At 68.0% G+C, this 24,189-nt stretch carries 20 protein-coding genes and 1 tRNA gene; 6 read left to right on the forward strand and 15 right to left on the reverse strand.

The genetic code is table 11. The features are described from left to right. Positions 1–10 precede the first annotated feature (10 nt). From tmk to QU603_RS11740, 7 genes are all read right to left on the reverse strand, one after another. Entirely contained in the window at positions 11–631 is a 621-nt protein-coding gene (gene tmk / locus QU603_RS11710) for a dTMP kinase (RefSeq protein WP_308491563.1), read from the reverse strand. Beyond that, positions 628–3,363 carry a type I DNA topoisomerase gene (topA, locus tag QU603_RS11715; protein WP_308491564.1) on the reverse strand — a complete coding sequence of 912 codons (2,736 nt, stop codon included), beginning with the start codon at positions 3,361–3,363 and terminating at the stop codon, positions 628–630. The genes tmk and topA overlap by 4 nt, the downstream gene beginning before the upstream one ends. Before the next feature lie 99 nt (positions 3,364–3,462). Next, positions 3,463–3,804 (reverse strand): Rv3654c family TadE-like protein, encoded by a 342-nt coding sequence (locus QU603_RS11720; protein ID WP_308491565.1) that lies wholly within the window; start codon positions 3,802–3,804, stop codon positions 3,463–3,465. A 29-nt stretch (positions 3,805–3,833) separates the two neighbouring features. Further along, on the reverse strand, positions 3,834–4,187 hold the full coding sequence (locus QU603_RS11725; RefSeq protein ID WP_308491566.1) for a TadE family type IV pilus minor pilin: 354 nt from the start codon (positions 4,185–4,187) through the stop codon (positions 3,834–3,836). Then, positions 4,184–4,411 (reverse strand): DUF4244 domain-containing protein, encoded by a 228-nt coding sequence (locus tag QU603_RS11730; RefSeq protein ID WP_308491567.1) that lies wholly within the window; start codon positions 4,409–4,411, stop codon positions 4,184–4,186. Before QU603_RS11730 ends, QU603_RS11725 begins: the two co-directional genes overlap by 4 nt. A gap of 37 nt (positions 4,412–4,448) precedes the next feature. Next, positions 4,449–5,333, reverse strand: coding sequence for a type II secretion system F family protein (locus tag QU603_RS11735; RefSeq protein ID WP_308491568.1), 885 nt, complete (start codon positions 5,331–5,333; stop codon positions 4,449–4,451). Then, a complete protein-coding gene (locus tag QU603_RS11740; protein ID WP_370655302.1) occupies positions 5,324–6,367 on the reverse strand; it encodes a TadA family conjugal transfer-associated ATPase in 1,044 nt (347 codons plus the stop codon). The genes QU603_RS11735 and QU603_RS11740 overlap by 10 nt, the downstream gene beginning before the upstream one ends. A gap of 476 nt (positions 6,368–6,843) precedes the next feature. Here QU603_RS11740 and acs point away from each other — a divergent pair, with 476 nt between their 5' ends. Further along, positions 6,844–8,811, forward strand: coding sequence for an acetate--CoA ligase (gene acs, locus QU603_RS11745; protein ID WP_308491569.1), 1,968 nt, complete (start codon positions 6,844–6,846; stop codon positions 8,809–8,811). Positions 8,812–9,045: 234 nt separating this feature from the next. Here the strand turns inward: acs and QU603_RS11750 are convergent, their stop codons facing one another. Further along, positions 9,046–9,507: a RidA family protein gene (locus QU603_RS11750; protein ID WP_308491570.1), complete on the reverse strand. Its 462-nt coding sequence runs from the start codon at positions 9,505–9,507 to the stop codon at positions 9,046–9,048. A gap of 1 nt (position 9,508) precedes the next feature. Beyond that, positions 9,509–9,724, reverse strand: coding sequence for a Sp36 family protein (sp36, locus tag QU603_RS11755; protein ID WP_308491571.1), 216 nt, complete (start codon positions 9,722–9,724; stop codon positions 9,509–9,511). Between the two features lie 95 nt (positions 9,725–9,819). Between sp36 and QU603_RS11760 the strand changes: the two genes are divergently transcribed. Both QU603_RS11760 and QU603_RS11765 read left to right on the forward strand, forming a co-directional pair. Continuing rightward, positions 9,820–12,507, forward strand: a complete 2,688-nt coding sequence (locus tag QU603_RS11760) for a transglycosylase domain-containing protein (protein WP_308491572.1) — start codon at positions 9,820–9,822, stop codon at positions 12,505–12,507. Then, positions 12,494–13,435: a metallophosphoesterase gene (locus QU603_RS11765; protein ID WP_308491573.1), complete on the forward strand. Its 942-nt coding sequence runs from the start codon at positions 12,494–12,496 to the stop codon at positions 13,433–13,435. The genes QU603_RS11760 and QU603_RS11765 overlap by 14 nt, the downstream gene beginning before the upstream one ends. Before the next feature lie 6 nt (positions 13,436–13,441). Here QU603_RS11765 and QU603_RS11770 read toward each other — a convergent pair whose 3' ends face one another. After that, positions 13,442–15,322 (reverse strand): penicillin-binding transpeptidase domain-containing protein, encoded by a 1,881-nt coding sequence (locus tag QU603_RS11770; protein ID WP_308491574.1) that lies wholly within the window; start codon positions 15,320–15,322, stop codon positions 13,442–13,444. Between the two features lie 144 nt (positions 15,323–15,466). Between QU603_RS11770 and QU603_RS11775 the strand changes: the two genes are divergently transcribed. The 3 genes from QU603_RS11775 to QU603_RS11785 all read left to right on the forward strand — a co-directional run bounded on the left by QU603_RS11775 (position 15,467) and on the right by QU603_RS11785 (position 18,761). Continuing rightward, complete coding sequence (locus QU603_RS11775; RefSeq protein ID WP_308491575.1) at positions 15,467–17,791, forward strand: transglycosylase domain-containing protein; 2,325 nt, start codon at positions 15,467–15,469, stop codon at positions 17,789–17,791. 60 nt (positions 17,792–17,851) lie between these two features. Continuing rightward, positions 17,852–17,928 (forward strand) — tRNA-Pro (locus QU603_RS11780). 47 nt (positions 17,929–17,975) lie between these two features. Further along, entirely contained in the window at positions 17,976–18,761 is a 786-nt protein-coding gene (locus tag QU603_RS11785) for an HAD-IIB family hydrolase (RefSeq protein WP_308491576.1), read from the forward strand. Here the strand turns inward: QU603_RS11785 and QU603_RS11790 are convergent. The 5 genes from QU603_RS11790 to QU603_RS11810 form a co-directional block, all read right to left on the reverse strand. Then, positions 18,745–20,007 (reverse strand): alpha-hydroxy acid oxidase, encoded by a 1,263-nt coding sequence (locus QU603_RS11790; RefSeq protein ID WP_308491577.1) that lies wholly within the window; start codon positions 20,005–20,007, stop codon positions 18,745–18,747. The genes QU603_RS11785 and QU603_RS11790 overlap by 17 nt on opposite strands. A gap of 26 nt (positions 20,008–20,033) precedes the next feature. Then, positions 20,034–20,738 (reverse strand): FadR/GntR family transcriptional regulator, encoded by a 705-nt coding sequence (locus tag QU603_RS11795; RefSeq protein ID WP_308491578.1) that lies wholly within the window; start codon positions 20,736–20,738, stop codon positions 20,034–20,036. Positions 20,739–20,856: 118 nt separating this feature from the next. Further along, positions 20,857–21,501 carry a thymidine kinase gene (locus QU603_RS11800; protein ID WP_308491579.1) on the reverse strand — a complete coding sequence of 215 codons (645 nt, stop codon included), beginning with the start codon at positions 21,499–21,501 and terminating at the stop codon, positions 20,857–20,859. 12 nt (positions 21,502–21,513) lie between these two features. Next, a complete protein-coding gene (mqo, locus tag QU603_RS11805; protein ID WP_308491580.1) occupies positions 21,514–22,974 on the reverse strand; it encodes a malate dehydrogenase (quinone) in 1,461 nt (486 codons plus the stop codon). 101 nt (positions 22,975–23,075) lie between these two features. Further along, positions 23,076–24,146 (reverse strand): aspartate-semialdehyde dehydrogenase, encoded by a 1,071-nt coding sequence (locus QU603_RS11810; protein WP_308491581.1) that lies wholly within the window; start codon positions 24,144–24,146, stop codon positions 23,076–23,078. Positions 24,147–24,189: the final 43 nt, after the last annotated feature.

Raw genomic sequence — 24,189 nt, forward strand, 5'->3', positions numbered from 1 at the left:
CGCCGCGTGCTCAGCCGAGCCGTTCGCGCACCCGGACCCTGACGAGGGCCGCGATCTCGTCGACCGGCAGCGCCGCATCCACCACGAGGAATCGCTCGGGTTCGGCCGCAGCCAGCGCCAGGAACGCCGCCCGCACGCGGGCGTGGAAGTCGTCCTTCTCAGCCTCGAGCCGATCGAACGGCTTCTCGTCGGCATCCCGCCGGCGGCGGGCGGATGCCTCGTCGAGGTCGAGCAGCACCGTCACCGCTGGCAGCAGCCTGTCGGTGGCCCACAGCGAGAGCTCGCGGATCTCGTCGGGGTTCAGCACGCGTCCGGCACCCTGGTAGGCCACCGACGAGTCCAGGTACCGGTCCTGGATCACCACGTCGCCTCGTTCCAGCGCCGGCCGCACGACGGTGGCGACATGGTGCGCACGGTCGGCGGCGTACAGCAGGGCCTCGGCCCGCGCGTCCACGTGCCCGTGGTGGTGCAGCACGAGGTCGCGAATGCGCCGTCCCACCTCGGTGCCGCCCGGTTCGCGCGTGCGCACGACCTCACGTCCCTGCTCGCGCAGCCAGTGTTCGAGCAGAGCGGCCTGGGTCGTCTTGCCGACGCCGTCGCCGCCTTCGAACGTGACGAACAGCCCGGTCACTTCTTCTTCGTCGCCGTCTTGCGGGTCGTGGTCGTCTTGCGCGCGGCGGGCTTGCGCTTGGGAGCCGGTCCCTTCGCGCGCTTGTCGGCCAGCAGCTGCACGGCACGGTCGAACTCGATGGCCATCGGGTCCTCGCCGCGCGGCACTGTCGCGTTGGTCTCGCCGTCGGTGACATACGGTCCGAATCGACCGTCGCGCAGCCTGATCGGCTTGCCGCTGACCGGGTCCGCCTCGAACTCCTTGAGCGCGCTCGAGGCCCGCCGCGCGCCGTACTTCGGCTGCTTGTAGCGTTCGAGCGCCTCCTCCAGCGTGATGTCGAACAGCTGCTGTTCGCTTTCCAGCGTGCGCGAGTCGGTGCCCTTCTTCAGGTACGGACCGTAACGGCCGTTCTGCGCGGTGATCTGCTCGCCCGATTCGGGATCGGCGCCCACCAGCCGCGGCAGCGACAGCAGCTGCAGCGCGGTGTCGAGGTCGATGGTGTCCACCGACATCGATTTGAACAGCGACGCGGTGCGCGGCTTGGGCTCGGCCGTCTTGGCGGCGGCCTTCTTCGTGCTCTTCTTCTTCGCCGCCGGGGCTTCGGTGACTTCGCCGGTCGCGGCATCCACCTGCTCTTGTGCGGCGGGCTCGACCTCCTGCACGTACGGGCCGTAGCGGCCGTCCTTGACGACGATCACCTTGCCGTTGTCGGGGTTCTCGCCGAGCACCCGGTCACCGGCGACAGGCGCCTCGATGAGCTCGGTCGCCTTGGCGGCGGTGAGCTCGTCGGGCGCGAGGTCCTCGGGGAGGTTCACCCGGCGCGGGTCGGCATCGGGATGCCCGGGGTCGGTGACTTCGAGATAGGGGCCGTAGCGCCCGATGCGCAGCACCGCGGTGTCGGTGATGCGGGTGGAGTTCAGCTCCCGCGCGTCGATCTCGCCGAGGTTGTCGACGATGTTGCGCAGACCGGGGTGGTCGTCGGCACCGAAGTAGAAGTCCTTCAGCCAGTCCACGCGCTTCTGCTCACCGCGCGCGATCGCGTCGAGGTCGTCTTCGAGTCCGGCGGTGAAGTCGTAGTCGACCAGCTCGGCGAAGTGCTGCTCGAGCAGACGCACGACGCTGAACGCCACCCAGCTGGGCACCAGTGCCTGGCCCCGCTTGGTCACGTAGCCGCGCGCGATGATCGTGTCGATGATGCTCGCGAACGTCGACGGGCGCCCGATGCCCTTCTCTTCCAGCGCCTTCACGAGCGAGGCCTCGGTGTAGCGCGGCTTGGGGGTCGTGGCGTGACCCTTGGGTTCGACGTCGTGCACCGACAGCACGTCGCCCACGGCCAGCTTCGGCAGGGACTGGTCGTCCTGCTTGTCGCGGTCGCTGCGCTTCTCGTCTTTGCCCTCTTCGTAGGCTTCGAGGAATCCTTTGAAGGTGTAGACGGTTCCGGATGCCGTGAACTCGACGGCGTCGGGCGCGGTGGCCACAGCCAGTGTCACGGTGGTCGTCTCGTAGGTCGCGTCGGACATCTGGCTGGCGACCGCACGCTTCCAGATCAGGTCGTACAGGCGCAGCTCGTCGCGGTCGAGGGAGCCCGCGACCTGCGACGGGGTGCGGAAGTGCTCGCCGGAGGGGCGGATGGCTTCGTGCGCCTCCTGCGCGTTCTTGCTCTTGCTCTTGTAGACGCGGGGGTTCAGCGGCACCGCCTTCGGCCCGTACAGCTGTACCGCCTGCTCGCGCGCCGCCTGGACCGCCTGCGTCGACAGCGCGGTCGAGTCGGTGCGCATATAGGTGATGAACCCCTTCTCATACAGGCGCTGGGCGACGCTCATCGCGTGCTTCGCGCTCATCGAGAGCTTGCGACCGGCCTCCTGCTGCATGGTCGATGTCGTGAACGGGGCGTAGGGGCGACGCGTGCCGGGCTTGGACTCGACCGAGGTCACCGACGCAGTGCCGACGCTCGTGATCTGCTCGGCGAGCGAGCGCGCACGCGCTTCGTCGATGATGACGACGACCTTCTTCAGCGTGCCGGCGTCGTCGAAGTCACCGCCGCGGGCGATCGGTGCACCGCCGACCCGCACGAGCTGGATGCCGAACGCGTCGGTGTGCTTCGCGTCCTCGCCCTGCGATGCGGCGGCCACGACATCCCAATACGACGCCGAGACGAAGGCGATGCGCTCGCGCTCGCGGTCGACCACCAGCCGCGTCGCGGCGGACTGCACGCGGCCCGCCGACAGGCCCTGCTGCACCTTCAGCCACAGCACCGGCGAGATGTCCCACCCGTACAGGCGGTCCAGGATGCGCCGGGTCTCCTGCGCATCGACGAGGTCGAGGTCGAGCTCACGCGTGTTGTGGACGGCGGCCTGGATCGCGTCCTTCGTGATCTCGTGGAACACCATGCGCTTGACCGGCACCTTGGGCTTGAGCGCCTCGAGCAGGTGCCACGCGATGGCTTCGCCCTCGCGGTCTTCATCGGTGGCAAGCAGCAGTTCGTCGCTGGTCTTCAGCGCCCGCTTGAGCTCGGTCACGGTCTTCTTGCCGCGTTCGGACTCCACATAATAAGGAGCGAAGCCGTTCTCGATGTCGACCGAGTAGCGCCCGACCGATGTCTTCTTCAGCTCGGCCGGAATCGACTTGCGGTCGGCGAGGTCGCGGATGTGACCCACCGAGCTGAGCACCTCGTAGCCGTCGCCCAGGTAGCCCTGGATCGACTTCATCTTCGTCGGAGACTCGACGATGACGAGCTTCTTGCCTTCTGCCAAGAGGGTGGTCCTTTCTTCGAAGCACACCATACACACACGCGCCTCTGCTCGGCATCGTTGCGAACCCCAGGTGGCTGCCCCAGACATCGACAGTACATCTCACCGGCCGGGCATCGGCCCGATGCCGGTGTCGGGACCGGCGCGCGCCGACGCGGTGGCCGCCAGCACGCCGAACGGAACGACGACCTCGATCGTGGCGATCAGGCCGACCAGAACGCATGATGTGACCCGTGCTCCGGTGGCGGCCGCCACGGCCCCGGCACGGTCGCAGGGGATGCCGCTGACAGCCCCCGACGCCGCGTCGGCCGCCGCGAGCGCGGCCGCGTCGGCCACCCCGGCTGCGCGCTGGGATTGCACGGCGGCCGCGCCCACCGTGGCGAGGCTGAGCGTGAGCGCCACGGACGCCGCCATCGCACCGACGGCCAGAACCGTGCCTGCCATCTGTGCTCTCCTGTTCTCTTCGGGTTCTCTCAGAGTCCGCCCGCCAGCGCGCACGAACGTGCACGCAGCGGCGGCACGGGGACAGGCAGGGCGGCGCGGGCCGTGGCGGTCACGCAGACCAGCTCACCCTCGGCGGCGATCGCACCGTGCGCGCCGCCGACCGCGGCGGCCAGCACCGCCTGCGCTCGGCCGGCAGGCTCGCCGCGCGCGACCAGCCGTGCGGCATCGGCCGCGGCATCCTGCAGTCGCACCTGCTGCCCGCACACGCCCAGGGTCGCCGCCCCGAGCGCGAGCACGAGCACGACCGCCGGCAGCACGACCGCGAACTCGGCCGTGACCGAGCCGCGGTCGCCTGCCCGCCGAACCAGGCCGGTGAGGGTCATGACACCGTCAAGGCGCGCCGCACGAGATCGGTGAGGATGCCGCGCACCTCGTCGCTGCGCATGATGACCACCAGCAGCCCCGCGAATGCGACCGCGGCCATCGTGGCGATCGCGTACTCGGCAGTGGCGGCCCCGGTGTCGTCGGGATCGGTCAGGAACAGTCGCGCGGCCCGACGACGGGTCAGCGCCGGCAACGGGTTCGGATGGGATGCGGAAGGGGACATGCTCGCTCCTTTATGTATAGGGATGGATGGGCACGGTCTAGAGGGTCAGCGGCGTCGCACTGAGCACGCTCAGCAGCATCGGGGCGACGCCCAGCAGCAGAAACGCGGGCAGGGTGCACACGCCCAGCGGCACGAGCAGCCGCGATGACAGGCGCGCGGCGCGCAATCGGCCATCGGTGCGCGCCCGGTGACGGGCCAGCGCAGCCCCCGCACGCAGCAGTTCGGCGGCAGGCACACCGGCAGAGCGCGAGAGGGCGAGGATGCCGCGGGTCTCGGCATCCGGCTCATCCGCTCCGGCCGCGTCCACGATGCGCTGCGCGCGTTCGATCGACACGCCGCCCGACAGCGCGATCGCCAGCAGATCGGCGCCGATTCCCGCCACGGCCCCGTCGGGGTCGGCGCGACGGACCAGGACAGCGCTCCACCGGTGGGCCAGGACGATCAGAGCGATACCCGCCAGCGCACAGACGATGCCGGCGGGGGTGGCCACGAGTGTGCGCAGCGTGTCGAACCCCAGCGCCGCGCCCAGCCCCACCGCCACCAGCGGCAGCCACGACATGAGCTTGGCGGTGCCCGCCGGTTCGGCCAGTGCGACGCGCACCTCGGCGCGCGAACGGTCGCTGTCATCCAGCGCCTCGGCTATGCCGCGCAGACTGTCTGCCAGCGGTGCGCCGACGCTTTCGGCGATGCGCCACGCCGCCGCGACGTCCTTCCAGCCGGTCCCCTGCGCTGCGACGGCCGATGCCGCATCGTCACCGGCGGTGATGCGCGCCGACACCGTCGCCGCCGCATCGTCGCCGGACACCGCCAGGTGATGCCAGGCCGCCGCCGGTGCGAGACCTGCCTGCAGCAGCACGGCCAACCGCAGCACCGTTCCCGCATCGGGGCCGGCCGGCGGGTGTGCGCGTCTTCTCAGCGCCATGGCTGCTCCTCGATCGCCAGTCGCCCGCCACGGACGACCGGCCGGCCCAGACCCGCGACCCTGCGCACCCTGTCGGGGCCGCGCTCGAGGTGGACGACCGCCCCGATCGCGCTGGCCGCCTGCCGCGCCAGTGCGGTCTCGCTCATCCCCGCCAGCGCCCCGAGGGCTTCCAACCGCGCGGGAACATCGGCCAGACCGTTCGCGTGCAGCGAGCCGGCACCGCCGTCGTGCCCGGTATTCAGGGCGCTGAGCAGCTCACGCACTTCTTCGCCGCGGCATTCGCCGACCACCAGCCGATCGGGCCGCATACGCAGCGCCTCGCGCACGAGCTGCGCGAGTCCGACACCGCCCACGCCCTCGAGATTCGCCTGCCGTGCTTCGAGGGCGACGTGATGCGGGTGCGCGATGCGCAGCTCGGCGACATCCTCAATCGTGACGATCCGCTCGGTGACCGGCACCTGCGACAGCAGGGCGCCCAGCAGCGTCGTCTTTCCGGTGCCCGCCGCCCCGGTGATCAGAAGGTTCTCACGGGCGGCGATGAGCGCTTCCAGCCCCGCCCGGCCCGTGGCATCCACCACGCCGCGGCGTTCGAGGGCCGCCAGATCGAACGCGACGGCGCGCGGCACCCGGATGGAGATCAGCGTGCCGTTGCGGGCGACCGGCGGCAGCACGGCATGCACACGCACACCGCCGTCCAAGCGAACATCCACGCAGGGGTGGGCGTCATCCACATGTCTGCCGCCCTGACCGATCAGCGCCACTGCGAGCTCACGCACCTCGGCCTCGCCGGCACGCCATCGTGTGATGCGCTCGGCACCCGCGCCGCGGTCGACGAACAGCCCGGCCTCGCCGTTGACGAAAATGTCGGTCACGTCGGGATCGTCGAAGAACTCTCCCAGGGGAGCGAGGGACGGATGCCGCGGCCCGGTCGTCCGTGGTGCGACGGGCACGCTCGGGCCAGCACCGTCTCCGCCACGCACGGGCTCCAAGGCAGCATGCCCGGGCCGGGGGCGGACGACGAACGGTTCGGGCATGCACCGAATCTAGGCAGCCGGGCTTGCACGGCTCGGCCGGTCCGTCACATCCGTGGAGAACTCCCGCGGGGCCGGCCGTTGTGCAGGAACCGGTAGACCGTGGTGGGCACCGGCGAGAAGAAGCGCCGATCGGAGAACAAAAGAGGGCGGCATCCCATGGGGGGAATGGGATGCCGCCACACGCAGCACCGCAGTCGGGGGGTGATCGGATGCTGCAACGCCAGAATCGAATGTTCGGCCGTTGTTGAGCATACGCACATTTGGCCAAGCGGCCAAACAGTTTCTGAGCGATTCGACCGATATATCGAGTGACGATTTCCTCATGGATGACGCGAATGTGAGCGGTCCCACAACATGACGCGTGTCACGAGCGCCACCCACTATCGGAGGTAGTGAGCTTCACTGGTCGGGAGTAGATTTGCCCCGGCCTCGGCGCTGAGCCGCACGACCTCTCGCCCATCGCAAAGGAGCGCACTATGAGCAGCCAGATCGACCATCTTCTGGAAGAGAACCGCGAGTTCACCCCGTCGCCCGAGTTCGCGGCGAACGCCAACGGCACCGCCGAGCTGTACGAGCGCGCGGCGGCCGATCGCGAAGGGTTCTGGGCCGAACAGGCCCGCGAGCTGCTGCACTGGCACAAGCCGTTCACGCAGACGCTGGACTGGTCGAACCCGCCGTTCGCCAAGTGGTTCGACGACGGCGAGATCTCGGTCGCCTACAACTGCCTGGACCGTCACGTCGAGGCCGGCAACGGCGACCGCACCGCGATCATCTTCGAGGGCGAGCCGGGCGACGAGCGCCGCATCTCGTATGCCGAGCTGACCGCCGAGGTCAAGAAGGCAGCCAACGCCCTCGAGTCGCTGGGCATCGGCCACGGCGACCGCGTGGCCATCTACATGCCGATGATCCCCGAAGCCGCCATCGCGATGCTGGCCTGTGCGCGCGTGGGCGCGATCCACTCGGTCGTGTTCGGCGGTTTCTCGGCCGACAGCCTGCGTTCGCGGGTGGATGACGCGGCCGCGCGTCTGGTGATCACGGCCGACGGCGGCTACCGCAAGGGCCGGGTCTCGGCCTTGAAACCGGCCGTCGACATGGCACTGGCCGACCGCGGCCACGGCCCGCAGGAGACCGTCGAGCACGTCCTGGTCGTCAAGCGCGGCGGCAACGACGTCGAGTGGACCGAAGGCCGCGACCTGTGGTGGCACGACGTGGTCGAGGCCGCGCCCGCCGAGCACGAGGCCAAGGCCTTCCCCGCCGAGAACCCGCTGTACATCCTGTACACGTCGGGCACGACCGGAAAGCCGAAGGGCGTGGTGCACAGCTCGGGCGGCTACCTCACGCAGGCGGTCTTCACGAACAAGTACACACTCGACATCCATCCCGAGACCGACATCTTCTGGTGCACGGCCGACATCGGCTGGGTCACCGGCCACACATACGTGGTCTACGGACCGCTCGCGCTGGGCGCGACGGTCATGATGTACGAGGGCACCCCCGACACCCCGCATCCCGGCCGCTTCTGGGAGCTCATCCAGAAGTACGGCATCACGATCCTGTACACCGCGCCCACGGCCATCCGCTCGTTCATGAAGAGCGGTCGCCAGATCCCCCAGCAGTTCGACCTGTCGAGCCTGCGACTGCTCGGCTCGGTGGGCGAGCCCATCAACCCCGAGGCGTGGATGTGGTACCGCGAGGTGATCGGCGCCGACAAGACGCCGATCGTGGACACCTGGTGGCAGACCGAGACCGGCGCCACCATGATCTCGCCGATGCCGGGAGTCACGGCCACCAAGCCCGGTGCCGCGCAGGTGCCGGTGCCCGGCATCACGGTCGACGTCGTCGACGAGAACGGCGAGCCCGTCGACAACGGCAACGGCGGACTGCTGGTGGTCACCTCGCCCTGGCCGTCGATGCTGCGCGGAGTGTGGGGTGACCCGGAGCGCTTCAAGGAGACGTACTGGGCGAAGTTCGCCGACAAGGGCTACTACTTCGCCGGCGACGGCGCCCGCAAGGACGAGGACGGCGAGATCTGGCTGCTCGGCCGCGTCGACGACGTCATGAACGTCGCCGGCCACCGCCTGTCGACGACCGAGATCGAGTCGGCGCTGGTCGCGCACGAGTCGGTCGCCGAGGCCGCTGTGGTCGGCGCCGTCGACGAGATGACCGGCAAGGCCGTGGTCGCCTTCGTGATCATCAAGGAGAGCTACCTGTCGCAGCACGCCCCCGAGGGACTGGCCGGCCAGCTGCGCCTGTGGGTCGGCGAGCAGATCGGGCCGATCGCGCGCCCGCGCGACATCTACATCGTCAGCGAGCTGCCCAAGACCCGCTCGGGCAAGATCATGCGGCGCCTGCTGCGCGATGTGGCCGACGGCCACGAGGTCGGCGACACGACGACGCTGGCCGACACCGCGGTGATGAGCATCATCTCGGCGCAGGTGAAGTAGGGCCGTCGGCGCCGTGGATGAGCGGCGGCGGGTTCCCGAGGGCTATCCCCACGGGCTCGCCGCCGCTCTCGCGTCGCACGCGGCGCTGGACGCGCTCGCGCTCGACTGGCCTCGCAACGACCCGCCCTCGCGTGAGGCGAGGGGATCTCATGAAACGAGGAGCGAAATCGCCGAATCGGCCCTCGCTTCGTGAGATCCCCTCGCTTCGAGCGAGGAGTGACCGAGCGGGGAGTGTCAGACCGTGAAGCTGAAGACGACCTCGACCTCGACGGGCGAGTCCAGGGGCAGCACGGGTGCGGCGACCGCGCTGCGCGCATGGCGCCCCGCGTCGCCGAAGACCTGCCCCAGCAGCTCGCTCGCGCCGTTGATCACGCCCGGCTGCCCGGTGAAGTCGGGGGTGGATGCCACGAACCCGACGACCTTGACGACGCCGGTCAGATGATCGACCCCGCCGACGGCTGCGGCGGCTGCGGCGATGGCGTTCAGGGCCGACTGCCGCGCGTACGCCTTGGCGTCGTCTGCGGATACCTCTCCCCCGACCTTGCCGGTGGCCGGCAGCGCGCCGCCGCTCATCGGCAGCTGCCCGGCCGTGTAGACCAGGTCGCCGTGCACCTTGGCGGGCACGTAGGCGGCCACAGGCGGGACGACCTCGGGCAGCGTGATCTGCAGGTCGGCGAGCGTCTGCGAAACGGTCATGTCAGTTCCCTTCGAACTTCACGGCCGCCTGGGCTGCGGCATCCAATCCGGCGTTCTGCGACCCGTCGCCGACCGGCCGCTTGAAGTACGCGACCAGGCCTCCTTCGGGGCCGGGCACGACCTGCACGAGCTCCCAGCCCTGCTTTCCCCAGTTGTTCAGGATGGCTGCGGTGTTGTGGATCACCAGCGGAGTGGTGAGGTATTCCCAGGTGGTCATCGGGGCGCAGCGCTCCTTCGCAGAGGTTCGGTCACGGGCTTCTCATGGGGATCGCCTGAAGACTTCGCCCAGCAATCTCCCTTACGATCTAGCCTATGCCCCACTCGAAACGCACGACCGCCGGTGTGGCCGGAGGCCTGTTGGGCCTCATCGGGCTGAGCACTGTAGCGGGCGTACTGATCACGGCCACGGTCACCCCTGCCGTCGCCGTCACCAGTGCCGCAGCCACGAGCGCCATCGACATGTTCAACAACCTGCCGAGCGTGCTGAACATCGGCAAGCAGATCCTGCCGTCGACGATCTACTACACCGACGGCAAGAAGTCGGTCAAGATGGCCACCTACTACGACCAGAACCGGTCGCCGGTCACGTTCAAGCAGATCGCGCCGGTGATGTACGACGCACTGCTGTCCAGTGAAGACCCGCGCTTCTACGAGCACGGCGGCATCGACATCATGGGAACGACCCGCGCGATCCTGTCGAACGTCAAGGGCGGCTCCGACACGCAGGGCGGGTCATCGATCAGCCAGCAGTACGTGAAGAACGTCAAGGTCCAGGAGTGCGACTGGGACGCGAAGAACGACGAAGAGCTCAACAAGTGCTGGCGCGAGGCGACCGATTCGAGCGGCGTCGAGGGCTACCAGCGCAAGCTGCAGGAGATGCGGTACGCGATCGCCCTGGAGCAGAAGTACTCGAAGAACGACATCCTGCTCGGGTACATGAACATCGCCAACTTCGGCGGCACGACCTACGGCATCGACGCCGCCGCGATGCGCTACTTCGGCGTGCACGCGAGCAAGCTGAACCTCGCCCAGGCGGCGACCCTTGCCGGCATGGTGCAGAACCCCAACACCTATCGCATCGACCTGCCGGGCGGCACGATAAAGGACCGCGCGGGAAAGCCGGTCAATACCGCCAAGGACGGCTACAAGCTGACCAAGCAGCGCCAGGAGTACGTCCTGGGGCGCATGCTCGAAGACGGCAAGATCACGCAGAAACAGCATGATGATGCGGTCAAGGCACCCATCGTGCCGAAGGTCACGGACCCCTCGATGGGGTGCGGCGAGAGCATCGCGCCGTACTTCTGCCAATACGTCACCCAGGTGATGCGCAACGACCCCGCCTTCGGTGACAAAGAACAGCGTCGGCAGCTGCTGTACAAGGGCGGCTTGAAGATCTACACGACGCTCGACCCGCGCATCCAGAAGGCGTCCGCGAAGGCGCAGAAGGACTACACGCCGACCACGGTGACCGTGCCGGCGTATCAGAAGACGAAGAAGAATCCCGACCCCACCTTCGGGTCGGCCTCCGTCAGCGTCGAGGTCGACACCGGCCGAGTGCTCGCGATCACACAGAACACGAAGTACACCGCCGGCACGTCGAAAGCGAAAGGCACGTCAGGCATCGTCTATGCCGGAGACTTGCAGTTCGGCGGCTCCGGCGGGTTCAACGCCGGATCGACTTTCAAGCTCTTCACGTTGCTCGACTGGCTCGACAAGGGCAAGTCCCTCAATCAGGTGCTCGACGGCCGCAAACACAACCGCACTCCGTGGACCGATCGCTGCGTGGCCGGTGGATCGCTGGGCAACAACGCCGATGTGCATAACTATCAACAGCGCGGCGGCTACTTCGGCACACCGATGCGGTTCACGAAGGAATCACTGAACACGGGATTCCTCGAGATGGCGCGACAACTGGACCTCTGCGACATCGGCAACGTGGCACAGAGCCTCGGCGTGATGCGCGGAGACGGCTCACCCATCCCGCTCACCACCGACGGCACCAGCAAGATCCAAGCCGACAACCCGGTGCCGTACGAGGTCATCGGCTCAGACAACGTGTCGCCGATGGCAATGGCAGGGGCCTACGCCGCCGTGGCGAACAAGGGCGTCTACTGCCAGCCGCGCGTGATCGACAAGATCGTCGACTCCGAGGGCAATGACGTCAAGCTGCCCGATCGCAGCTGCAAGCAGGTCATCGACCCGAAGGTCGCGGCTACCGCCGCGTACGCGCTGAAGGGGCCGCTCGAACGAGGCGGTTCCGGCGACGTGGGAAACCCCAACGACGGTACGCCGCTGATCGGCAAGACCGGCACGCACGAGGACTACCAGACGTGGCTCATGACGTCGAGCACGAAGGTCACGACGGCGAACTGGGTCGGCAGCTCGTTCGGCCAACTCGACCTCTACCACAACTACTTCCAGGGCGTCTCGCTGAACAACGCCCGCTTCAGCCTCGGCCGCAGCATTCAGGGTGCGATCGACAAGTACTACAAGGGCGGCGATTTCCCGCAGCCCGACAATAACCTGCTGCGCACAGTGAAGGTCAATCTGCCCAGCGTCATCGGCATGTCGCAGGACGATGCCGAGAAGACGCTCAAGAAGGCTGGATTCCAGGTGACGATCGGCAAGCCGGTCGACTCCGACCAGCCCAAGGGCCTTGTCGCTGAGCAGAGCCCCGGGGCAGGCCGTGTCGCGGCCGGTACGGCGGTGACGCTGCAGCTCAGCACGGGCCAAGGCAAGGCCATCCCCGACGTCACCGGGCGCGTGCCGGCCGAAGCGATCGCGATCCTCGGCGCCGCGGGCTTCACGAGGACCAGCCTGCAGTGCCAGACCAACCCCGGCGGCGACGGCACGGTCACCTCGACCGATCCCAGCGCGGGAACGATCGCCGGGCCCTCGAAGAAGATCACCGTGACTTATCAGTCGCCCGACTGCAAGGGCGGCGGAGGCGGCATCATCCCACCGCCGGGCAAGGGCCACGGCGGCAATGGCGGCAACTGACACCCGCGGGTCGTCCGCTCGCACTGCCCTCACCGCGCTCGGCGCGGTGGGGGCGGTCGGCGTCGGCGCCGCGGTCTGGGGCGTCGGCATCGAGAGATACCTGTTCACCGTGCGCCGCCACACGCTGCGCCTGCTGCCGCACGGCGCCGAACCGATCCGCATCCTGCATCTCTCAGACGCCCACATGGCGCCGTGGCAGCACCGCAAGCAGCGGTGGATCGCCTCTCTTGCCGGGCTGCGCCCCGACGTGATCGTCAACACCGGCGACAACCTCGGCCACGCCGACGGGCTCGACGGCGTCAAAGAAGCGTTCGCGCCGTTCCGCGGCATCCCGGGCTTCTATGTGCACGGGTCGAACGATCTGTTCGCACCCGCACCGCGCAACCCGCTCAAGTACTTCTCCGGCCCGTCGCAGAAGGCTGCTGATGCACCGTCGCTGGATGCCACGGCCCTCGACTCGTATCTGCAGAACGAGCTGGGCTGGACCGCGCTGGACAACGCCGCCGCATCGGTGACCGTCAACGGACTGCGCATCGATGCGTTCGGCGTCGGAGACGCGCACCGCGACGGGGATCGGCTGGATGTGCTGCCCGACGCGCTATCGCAGCTGGGCGAGGGCGCAGACCTCGTGTGGGGCCTCACCCATGCGCCGTACCGGCGCGTGCTCGACGCGTTCGTCGATCTCGGCGCCGACGCGGTGTTCGCCGGGCACACGCACGGCGGGCAGGTGCGCATCCCCTTCTCGCCGAAGGCGCTCGTGGCCAACTGCGACATCCCGCTCGACCAGGCCCGGGGGCTGAGCACCTGGACTCACGACTGCCACAAAGTACCGCTGAACATCAGCGCGGGCATCGGTCACTCGATCTACGCACCGGTGCGCTTCGCGTGCCGGCCCGAGGCGACCCTGATCACCCTGCTGCCTCGGTGACCTGCGTCAGTGGGACTGCGCGCCGGTGAGGAATCTCTTCGCGATGGGCCCGGCGGTGTCGGCCCCGCTGCTGCCGGTGTCGACGAAGACCGCCACCGCGAGGTCGTCTTGGGCGGCGACCATCCATGCGTGCACCATCGTCTTGCCGTCCCGCGTGAACTCGGCGGTGCCGGTCTTCGCGATGACGGGCGCGCCGGGCACACTCTTCAGACCGACCGCCGTGCCGTCAACGACCGGCTGCCGGAAGATGTCCTTCAGCTGCTTCGCCTCGTCGGCAGTCAGCGGCTTGACACTGTCGGGCAGCTTCGCCGGCTGCGATGGGAAGAGCACAGGCAGGACGGTGTGACCGGCTTGGATCGAGGCGATGCCTGCGGCCATGACCACCGGTGAGGCCAGCACCTTGCCCTGCCCGATCACGTCGGCGGCCGCCTCAGTCTCGGATGCAGCCTTCGGGATCTCTCCTGCGAAGCTGTCGGTTCCGGGGATGGTGCCGATGCCGAATCCCAGGCTCTGCGCAGCGGCTGCGACGTCTCCGATCGTGCTGCGAGCGTTGATCATCGCGGTGTTGCACGAGTGGCCGATCGCGGTCTTCAGCGAGATCTTGCCGATCGCGGATTTCGGGTACCAGGAGTCGTTCACGAAGCGGTAGCCGTCGACGACGGCCTCTGCCGTGCAGTCGACCTTCGAGTCGGCGGTCATACCGGCACGCAGGAGTGCGAGGGTGTCGAACATCTTGAACGTCGATCCGGGCGGCACCTGTCCGTTCAGGGCAGCATCGAACGAACCCGTACCAGGGCCGTTGGCCGCCGCCAGGATCGCGCCGTCACTGGGACGCAGAGCCACCAGCGCGCTGGCCGGGCCGATGTCGCGCAACGACGCCTCGGCAAGGGTCTGCAGACGCTGGTCGAGGGTCGTCTTCAGCGGCTCCCCCGGCTTGGGCTCTGCCGTGAACAGCTTCACGGGGTCGCCGCTCTTCGGCACCCGGCTGATCTGCACGCCTGCCACGCCGCGTAGGTCGCTGTCGTAGCGCTGCTCCAGACCGCTGAGCCCGACCGTGTCGGTTGCCCGGTAGGTGCCCGGGTTCTTCTCCATGATCTCTGCGGTGACTGGACCGACCGATCCGAGCACCGGCCCCGCGAAGCCGCGGTACGGGCCCAGTTGCATGGTGCTCGAGATCGCGAGCGCTCCCGGGATGTCGGCCAGCTCGGCAGTCGAGGGCGCTTCCTGCTTTCGGTACGTGATCGCCTCGACGAACTGCTTCGTCCCTCCGCCCGACACGCGTGCGGCGAAGTCTTTGGCGTCGACCTTGACGAGCCGCGCCAGCGCGGCGGCCGACGTCACCGCCTGCTCAGGCGTGACGTGGCTCTTGTCGATGCCGAAGATGACCACGGGTCGACTGGTGACCAGGGCCTGACCGTCACCGCCGAGGATGTCGGCGCGCGGCGGCGCCTTGGTCGTCCGTCGCAGCACGTCACCGGCGTCGAGGTCGGGCTGGATGACGGACGCAGACCAATCCACGTACCACGTGTCGGACTTCTTCGTGGCCTTGACGGTGGACGTGTACGTCCAGTCGCCGTTGCCCACCGGCCAACTCCAATGAACGCGCAACGAGGCCTTGTCGTCGTCGATCTTCGGGGCGTCGATCTTCACCGACGGCGTGATCTTGCCCAGGCCCGCCACGATGGCCGAGTACTCCGTGCCCACCTGTTCCGCTGACGCACCGTTCAGGCGCACTTTGCTGAAGTCACCCGACGTGAGCGCGCTGCGAAGCGCGGTCGTGTCGGGCTGATCGGTGGCGCTGCACGCCGCAAGTGACGACACGAGCGCACACGCCACCGCCGCCCCCATGAGAAGTCGTATCCAATGGGGGCGATGGTCGGAGCGCATACAGGCCATGCTGGCACCGGCCGTTCGGATGTCAAAGTCACCCGTCCGCGCCGCGACACACGAGGCCGCGACATCCAGAACATCCACCTGATGCACAGAGTGCGGGCATAGCGTCTTCCTGTGTCCAGAGACACGCCATCAGACATGAAACGAACGATCGCGGGGGTGATCGGCGGGGTCGTGGGCCTCGTCGCGCTCAGTGCTGTCGCGGGCCTGCTCATCTCAGCCGCTGTCACGCCCGCGGTGGCCATGGCCAGTGCCGCGGCGACGTCCGCGATCGACACGTTCGACAGCCTCCCCAGCGAACTGCAGATCAATCCGCTGCAACTGCCCACGACGCTCTACGCGAAGAACCCCACGACGGGCAAATACCAAGAGCTGACGGAGTTCTACGACCAGAACCGCGTGCCGGTGAAGTGGAACCAGGTCGCCCCGGTCATGTACGACGCGATCCTCTCCAGCGAGGACCCCCGCTTCTACGATGAGGGCGGCATCGACATCATGGGCACCACCCGCGCCATCCTGTCGAATCTGCGCGGTGGCGGCGCGACCCAGGGCGGTTCGTCGATCAGTCAGCAGTACGTCAAGAACGTGCTCGTGCAGGACTGCTACGCGCAGGTGGATGACCAGAACCTGACGCAGAAGAAGCGGGATGCCGCGCTGCAGAAGTGCTACAACGACGCGACCGACGCCAGCGGTCCCGACGGCTACGCGCGCAAGCTGCAGGAGATGCGCTACGCCATCGCCCTGGCGCAGCAGTACTCGAAGAACGACGTGCTGCTGGCCTACCTGAACATCGCCAACTTCGGCGGCGTGACGTACGGTATCGAAGCGGCGTCCGAGTACTACTTCGGCGTGCATGCCAGCAAGCTGAGCCTCTCGCAGGCGGCGACCCTGGCGGGGATGGTGCAGAACCCGAACACGTACCGCATCGACCAGTCGGCGAGCAAGACCAACGGCAAAGCGAACCACTACGCCGAGACCAAGCAGCGGCAGGAGTATGTGCTGGGGCGCATGCTCGACGGTGGAAAGATCTCGCAGGCGCAATACCAGGAGGCGATGAAGGCGCCGATCGTGCCGAAGATCACTCCACCGAAGACGGGGTGCGCGGCCACGACCGTGCAGTACTTCTGCGCGTATGTCACCTCGATCATCCAGAACGACCCGGCCTTCGGTGCGACGCCCGCCGATCGAGAGCAGACGCTGCGACAGGGCGGGTTGAAGGTCTACACGACACTTGACTGGCGGCTGCAGAAGGTCGCCCAGTCCACGGTGTCGAAGTACGCTCCCGCATCGCGGTCGGCCTTCGGTTACGGCTCGACGATCGTGAATGTGCAGCCGTCCACCGGCGACATCATGTCGATCGCGCAGAACACGCACTACAGCGCCGGCGGGTCATCGACCACATCAGCGCAGACGGGCATCGTCTATGCCGGCAACTACCTGCAGGGATCCACGGGCTTTGCGGCAGGATCCTCGTTCAAGCTGTTCACGCTGCTGGACTGGCTGCAGGAGGGTCACTCGGTCAACGAGGTCATCAACGGCTACCCGCGGGTGATCCATCACCTGAGCAACTCGTGCCAGGCCAACTGGACCAACTATGACAACACGTTCATCCCGAACTACAAGAACGAGCGCGGCTACTACGGCACACCGATGCAGTTCACCGCGCAGTCGTTGAACTCCGGCTATCTGGCGATGGCCACGAAACTCGACCTGTGCGGAGTGATGCAGGATGCCACGAAGCTCGGCGTGACACTGGCCAACGGCACAGGCCCGGTCGAGATGACCACGGGCAGTTCCGTGATCGGCTCGAACGCAGTGTCGCCGATCGCGATGGCCGGAGCATACGCCGGGATCGCGAACAACGGACTGTTCTGCCAGCCGCGGGCGATCGCACGCGTCACCGACAACGCCGGCAAAGACCTGCCGCTGCCCAAGCGCACCTGCACGCAGGCGATCGATCCGAAGATCGCCGCGACCGCGGCATACGCCCTGCAGGGAGTGCTGAAAGGCCCGATGGGCACCGCCGTCATGGCCAACCCGCACGACGGCACTCCCCTGTTCGCCAAGACCGGCACGAACAACGGCGACCAGACGTGGCTGATCACCTCGAGCACGGCGATGACATCGCTGGTGTGGTCGGGCGTCACCAACAACCGCGGTGACGAGAACATCGACCTGTTCCACCATTGGTACCGGGGCTTCGACCTGGGCGACATCCGCTACCCCATGTCCAAGGCCATCCAGACCGCCGCCGACATCTACTATCCAGGCTCGGCGCTGCCGCAGCCCGACCCGAAGCTGACCGTGCGCACGGGCTCGTACCCTGCCCCGCCCAGGCACGACACGTCGGCGAAGGACGGCAAAGGCAAGACTCCATCGCCGGCACCCACGCCGGGGACGAGCGTCGCACCCGCACCCGCGCCCACGGTGCCGACGAAGCCAAAGTCACACCGACACGGGTGAGCGCGAAGCCCGTGCGGTTCAAAGCACGCCCGCGCATCAGGTAGACTTGAACGGTTGCCACGGGGTGTGGCGCAGCTTGGTAGCGCGCTTCGTTCGGGACGAAGAGGCCGCAGGTTCAAATCCTGTCACCCCGACCAGTCAAAGGCTCCACTTCGGTGGGGCCTTTGCCATAGAGAGGACCTGCATGCCCGCGCCCCACCTGCTCGCTTTCGACCTTGACGACACGCTGGCCCCCTCGAAGTCGGCGATCGATCCACGCATCGGGGGCCTGCTGATCGCCCTCGCTGAGCGTGTCGAAGTGGCGATCATCTCCGGCGGTCAGCTCGCGCAGTTCACCGCCCAGGTCGTAGACAGGCTGCCGGATGCCGCAGCCGAGGTGCGCGAGCGCATCCATCTGCTGCCGACCTGCGGCACACAGTACTACCGGCTCACCGGCGACGGCGTGCGCACTGTGTATGCCCACGCGCTGACCGACGACGAGAAGTCACGGGCGCTGACCGCGGTCGAGCAAGAAGCGCGCCGGCTCGGGTACTGGGAGGCCGAGACCTGGGGGCCGATCCTCGAGGACCGCGGATCGCAGATCACGTTCTCGGCCCTCGGTCAGCAGGCGCCGCTGCAGGCCAAGTCCGCGTGGGACCCGACCGGCGCAAAGAAGAACGAACTGCGGGCGGCGGTGGCCGCGGCTCTGCCCGACCTCGAGGTGCGCAGCGGAGGATCGACCAGCGTCGACATCACCCACCGCGGCATCGACAAGGCGTACGGCATGCGACAGCTGGCCGCGCAGACCGGCATCTCGCTGGACGACATGCTTTTCGTCGGCGATCGGCTCGACCCTGACGGCAACGATTACCCGGTGCTGGCCATGGGCGTGCACTGCCAGGCGGTCACCGGATGGCAAGACACCGCGACCTTCCTCGACGGACTCATCCCGACCCTGCAGCTCCGCCGCCCGGTCAACGACCGGGGGTGATGACCGACGCGTCCTGTGCCACCGGCACCAGGCGCGTGAGCTGGGTGACGTGGCGCGGTTCGAGCTCTTCGAGTGACGAGACGCCGAGCAGCTTCATCGTGCGCTCGATCTCGCTGCGCAGGATCGCGATCGTGCGGTCCACGCCCTGTCGCCCCCCGGCCATCAACCCGTACAGGTAGGCGCGGCCCACGAGCGTGAACTTCGCACCGAGGGCGATGGATGCCACGACATCCGCGCCGTTCATGATCCCGGTGTCGACCATGACCGTGGCATCCTTGCCCACCTCGCGCACGACCTCCGGCAGCAGCCGGAACGGGATCGGCGCCCGGTCGAGCTGACGTCCGCCGTGGTTGGAGAGCACGATGCCGTCCACTCCCCGATCGATGAGCTTCTTGGAGTCCTCGAGGTTCTGCACACCCTTGATGACGATCTTGCCGGGCCACAGCTCGCGGATGATCTCGAGGTCGTCATACGAGATCGTGGGGTCCATCGCGGCATCCAGCAGTTCGCCCACGGTGCCGCCGGTCGTCGACAGCGACGCGAACTCGAGCTTGGGCGTGGTGAGGAAGTCGATCCACCACCACGGCCGCGGGATCGCGTTGATGACGGTGCCCAGCGTCAGCTGCGGCGGGATAGAGAACCCGTTGCGCTTGTCGCGCAGCCGCGCGCCGGCGACCGGGGTGTCGACCGTGAAGAACAGCGTGTCGAAACCGGCGGCGGCCGCGCGGCGGGTCAGGCCGTACGAGATCTCGCGGTCGCGCATGACATACAGCTGGAACCAGTTGCGGCCGTACGGATTGGCCTTCTTGACGTCTTCGATCGACGTCGTCCCGAGCGTTGACAGCGTGAACGGAATCCCTGCCGCGCCGGCCGCGCCGGCACCGGCGATCTCGCCTTCGGTCTGCATGAGCCGGGTGAACCCGGTCGGGGCGATGCCGAACGGCAGGGCCGAGCGTCCGCCGAGGATCTCGCACGACATGTCCACCGCGGGCGCGGGCTTGAGGATGCCGGGGTGGAACTCGACGTCTTCGAAAGCCTGCCGCGCACGGGCGAGCGACAGTTCACCCTCGGCGGCGCCGTCGGTGTAGTCGAACGCGGCCTTCGGCGTGCGGCGCTTGGCGATCGTGCGCAGGTCGTAGATCGTCAGCGCCGCATCCAGCCGACGCTTGCGCGCGTTCAGCTCGGGCTTCTTGAACTGCATGAGTTCGAGGAGCTCTTTCGGGTTCGGCAGCTGCCTGGTGACCATCGTCGGGTCCTTTCGCGGTCGGGGAGTCAGTGACGGGTGAGCCCTGTGTGGGCGTAATACCCCGTGATGTGGTCGGTGATGCCGGCGCGTGAGCCGGCAGCGTCGCCGCTCTGGATGGCGGCCACGATCTGGCGGTGCTGCGTGCGCAGACCGATGGCCGTGGCATCCCAGTCGGCGATGCGCTCGGCCCCCTGCAGCACGTACGACTCGATCGCGGTGCGCAGCCCGGCCATCGTGGCGGCCACGACGGCGTTGCCGGATGCCTCGGCCAGCGCGAGATGGAACTCGGCATCGAGCGCCAGGAACTCTGCGGGCGTGAGGGACGTGTCATCCATCGCATCCAGCATCGTGATCGCCTCGACCAGCGGTGCGCGCACGGTGGCCAGGGTCTCGACCACCGCGCTCTCGAGGATCACGCGGGTGCGCACGACATCGTCGATGGGAAAGCCCTGCGCGGCGACCTGCAGCCGCAGCAGCGCCGACATGCCGCCGCGAGGGGTGGCGATGACGATCGCGCCGGCGCTCGGGCCCGATCCGGTCGCGGTGCGGATCAGTCCCAGCACATCGAGCACGCGCAGCGCCTCGCGCACGCTCGAGCGGCCAACCCCCAGCTGCGCCGCCAGCTCACGCTCGGGAGGCAGGTGGTCGCCGGGCCCGAGACCGCCGTCGAGCAGATCGGTCTCGATCTTCTCGAGCACGATGCGCCATGCACGTGCGGGGCTCTGCGCCATCCGGGTTCCTCCTGTGGTCTGACCACTATACGTCTGTGTGGTCAGACCATGCAAGGCGGGATCCCGAGCCACAGTGACGGCGAGCACGGCTCAGCCCCCACCGCGAGGTCGAGCCCGTTCAGCTCAGGCGCCCGCCCGATTCGCGCAGGTAGCACTCCGCGCACATTGACTCGTACGTGACCCGTTCGGCCGACAGCTCATCGATCGCCACCTGGTCGCCGTCGAACACGAACCGGCCGCCGACCAGCCGTGCATTGAACAGCGCCTTGCGCCCGCAGCGGCAGATGGTCTTGAGCTCTTCGAGGCTGTGCGCCAGCTCCATGAGACGGCGGGAGCCGGGGAACGCCTGGGTCTGGAAGTCGGTGCGGATGCCGTAGGCCAGCGCCGGCACCCCGTCGAGCACGACGATCCGCAGCAGGTCGTCGACCTGCGCACGCGTCAGGAACTGCGCCTCGTCGATCAGCAGGCAGGCCACGTCGGCCGCTGCATCCCCCGCCGCCGGAATCAGTGCCTCGGCGTCGCGACGCACCCGCGCCCGATGCGCGGCGAACAGCGCCCGCAGATCATCGTCGGGTCGGATCAGAAAGTCGACGGGTCGCGTGACTCCGAGCCTGGACGAGATGCTGTCGGCGTCTTTCGTGTCGATCTCGGGCTTGGCCAGCAGAACCCGCTGGCCGCGCTCTTCGTAGTTGTACGCCGCCTGCAGCAGGGCCGTCGACTTGCCGGAGTTCATCGCTCCGTAACGAAAGTAGAGCTTGGCCACGACGGTGCCGCGTCAGCGGCTGATTTCGAGCGCCTGGGCGGTGGAGGTCAAGGTCTCGCGGGCAAGCTCGGGCTGACCGTTCAGACGCTGTCCGAAGGTCGGGATGAGTTCACGCAGCTTCGGCTCCCACGACGCGTACTGCTCAGGGAAGCACTGCTTGATCAGGTCGAGCATGATCGGCACCGCCGTCGACGCCCCCGGCGACGCGCCCAGCAGGCCTGCGATCGTGCCGTCCGAGGCGGCGACCACCTCGGTGCCGAACTGCAGCTTGCCCTCGTGCATGACCTGAGCGCGCTGACCGGCCTGGCGCAGCGTCCAGTCCTCGTCTTTGGCGCCGGGCATCAGCTCACGCAGGTCTTGCACTTTGCGGTGGTGGTTCTTCAGCAGTTCGCTGATCAGGTAGCGGATGAGGTCGACGTTCGTGGCGGCGACCTTGAGCATGCTGCCCAGGTTCGACGGACGCACCTGGGTGACGATGTCCCACATCGAGCCGTTCTTGAGGAACTTCGGACTGAAGGTGGCGAACGGACCGAACAGGACCGAGGTCTGCCCGTCGACCACCCGCGTGTCCAGGTGCGGCACCGACATCGGCGGTGCGCCGACGGTGGCCTTCGAGTACACCTTCGCGTGGTGCGCTGCGACGATTTCGGGCTTGCTGCTCATCAGCCACTGACCGCCGATAGGGAAGCAGCCATACCCCTTGATCTCGGGGATGCCGGACTTCTGCAGCAGCTTCAGTGCCCATCCGCCGGCGCCGACGAACACGAAGCGCGCCTTGATGCGTCCGGGTGCACGGCCGATCGAACGGCGGTATTTGACGAGCCACGTGCCGTCGCTCTGCCGCTTGAGGCTGCGCACCTCGGTGTTGGTGCGCACGTCCACGCCCGCGCGCCCGAGATGGGCGAACAGCTGACGGGTGAGCGAGCCGAAGTCCACGTCGGTGCCGGCGGTGACGCGCGTCGCGGCGAACGGCTCGTCCGATTTCAGGCGCTTCTGCATGAGCAGCGGCGCCCACTGGTTGATCACGCGAGAGTCCTCGCTGTACGCCATGTCGGCGAACAGCGTCTGCTGCGTGAGCGCCTTGTAGCGGGCCTTCAGGAACGAGACGTTCTTCTCACCGCGCACGAACGTCATGTGCGGCGTCGGGTTGATGAAGGTGTCGGGCTCGCTGAGGATACCGCGGTCCACCAGCGACGACCAGAACTGGCGGCTGAGCTGGAACTGCTCGTTGATCGAGACCGCCTTCGTGACGTCGACGGAGCCGTCGGGCGCCTGCGGCGTGTAGTTCAGCTCACACAGGGCCGAGTGGCCGGTACCGGCGTTGTTCCACGCGTTGGAGCTCTCTTCGGCCACCTCGCTGAGCCGCTCGATCGCCGTGATCTTCCAGTCGGGCTGGAGCTCGTGCAAGAAGGTTCCCAGGGTGGCACTCATGATGCCCCCACCGATCAGGACGACGTCGACGGTTTCAGTCACAATCACCCAGTCTAGCCAACTGATCCGGGCCTCCCCGCCGCGCGGGACCGGACGCCTTCACGTCGGCGGGCGCGCCCCGCGGAAGGGCGGTGGATGCCGCGTCAGGCCGCCGCTGTCAGTCGCGCGGCGATCAGCTCGGCGATCTGCACCGCGTTCAGCGCAGCGCCCTTGCGCAGGTTGTCGTTGGCCACGAACAGCACCAGCCCCTTGCCTTCCGGTGCGGACTGGTCGGCGCGGATGCGCCCGACGAAGCTCGGGTCCTTGCCGGCCGCCTGCAGCGGGGTGGGAACCTCATCCAGCACGACTCCCGGGGCAGTGCTGAGCACCTCACGGGCGCGCTCAGGGGTGATGTCGTGGGCGAACTCGGCGTGGATCGACATCGAATGGCCGGTGAACACGGGCACGCGCACGCAGGTGCCGGCCACGCGCAGGTCGGGCAGCTCGAGGATCTTGCGGCTCTCGTTGCGCAGCTTCTTCTCCTCGTCGGTCTCATTGTCACCGTCGTCGACGAGGCTGCCCGCGTACGGAATCACGTCGAAGGCGATCGGCGCGATGTACTTCTCCGGCGCCGGGAAGTCAACCGCTCCCCCGTCGTGGACGAGCCCGATGGCGCCGTCCTGGGCGACGACGGCCTCGACCTGGCCGAGCAGCTCCTGCGCTCCGGCAAGGCCCGACCCCGACACAGCCTGGTAGGTGCTGATGATCAGGCGCTCGAGGCCGGCTGCGGCATCCAGCACCTTCATGACGGGCATCACGGCCATCGTCGTGCAATTGGGGTTGGCGATGATGCCCTTGGGTGCGTCGTCGATCGCGTGCGGGTTGACCTCACTGACCACGAGCGGCACGTCGGGGTCCATGCGCCACGCGCTCGAGTTGTCGATCACGACCGCACCGGCCTCGGCGAACCGCGGTGCGTGTGCGCGACTGCCGGTGGCACCGGCTGAGAAGAGCGCGATCTGGATGCCGGCAGGATCGGCGGTCGCGACGTCTTCGACGATCACGGTCTTGCCGGCGAACTCGACGGCGGTGCCGGCCGAGCGTGCCGTGGAGAACAGGCGCAGCTCGCGGATCGGGAACGAGCGCTCGGCGAGGATCTCGCGCATGACGCCGCCGACCTGTCCGGTGGCGCCGACCACGGCGACGTTCAGTCCTGAATCTGAGATGCGGGTCATGAAGGGTCCTCGATCGCTCTGCTCATCACGCTGATCACGTGTG

The organism is Microbacterium terrisoli (assembly GCF_030866805.1).
Lineage (GTDB): Bacteria > Actinomycetota > Actinomycetes > Actinomycetales > Microbacteriaceae > Microbacterium > Microbacterium terrisoli.

Bases quoted from the DNA above. Each gene is read 5' to 3' on its own strand.
- QU603_RS11770 (WP_308491574.1), bottom strand. From the start codon at position 15,322: ATGCGCTCCGACCATCGCCCCCATTGGATACGACTTCTCATGGGGGCG.
- QU603_RS11765 (WP_308491573.1), top strand. From the start codon at position 12,494: ATGGCGGCAACTGACACCCGCGGGTCGTCCGCTCGCACTGCCCTCACC.
- QU603_RS11725 (WP_308491566.1), bottom strand. From the start codon at position 4,187: ATGACCCTCACCGGCCTGGTTCGGCGGGCAGGCGACCGCGGCTCGGTC.
- QU603_RS11790 (WP_308491577.1), bottom strand. From the start codon at position 20,007: ATGGTCACCAGGCAGCTGCCGAACCCGAAAGAGCTCCTCGAACTCATG.
- QU603_RS11740 (WP_370655302.1), bottom strand. From the start codon at position 6,367: ATGCCCGAACCGTTCGTCGTCCGCCCCCGGCCCGGGCATGCTGCCTTG.
- QU603_RS11785 (WP_308491576.1), top strand. From the start codon at position 17,976: ATGCCCGCGCCCCACCTGCTCGCTTTCGACCTTGACGACACGCTGGCC.
- QU603_RS11760 (WP_308491572.1), top strand. From the start codon at position 9,820: ATGCCCCACTCGAAACGCACGACCGCCGGTGTGGCCGGAGGCCTGTTG.
- acs (WP_308491569.1), top strand. From the start codon at position 6,844: ATGAGCAGCCAGATCGACCATCTTCTGGAAGAGAACCGCGAGTTCACC.
- QU603_RS11775 (WP_308491575.1), top strand. From the start codon at position 15,467: ATGAAACGAACGATCGCGGGGGTGATCGGCGGGGTCGTGGGCCTCGTC.
- QU603_RS11735 (WP_308491568.1), bottom strand. From the start codon at position 5,333: ATGGCGCTGAGAAGACGCGCACACCCGCCGGCCGGCCCCGATGCGGGA.
- QU603_RS11730 (WP_308491567.1), bottom strand. From the start codon at position 4,411: ATGTCCCCTTCCGCATCCCATCCGAACCCGTTGCCGGCGCTGACCCGT.
- QU603_RS11750 (WP_308491570.1), bottom strand. From the start codon at position 9,507: ATGACCGTTTCGCAGACGCTCGCCGACCTGCAGATCACGCTGCCCGAG.
- QU603_RS11720 (WP_308491565.1), bottom strand. From the start codon at position 3,804: ATGGCAGGCACGGTTCTGGCCGTCGGTGCGATGGCGGCGTCCGTGGCG.
- sp36 (WP_308491571.1), bottom strand. From the start codon at position 9,724: ATGACCACCTGGGAATACCTCACCACTCCGCTGGTGATCCACAACACC.
- QU603_RS11795 (WP_308491578.1), bottom strand. From the start codon at position 20,738: ATGGCGCAGAGCCCCGCACGTGCATGGCGCATCGTGCTCGAGAAGATC.
- QU603_RS11810 (WP_308491581.1), bottom strand. From the start codon at position 24,146: ATGACCCGCATCTCAGATTCAGGACTGAACGTCGCCGTGGTCGGCGCC.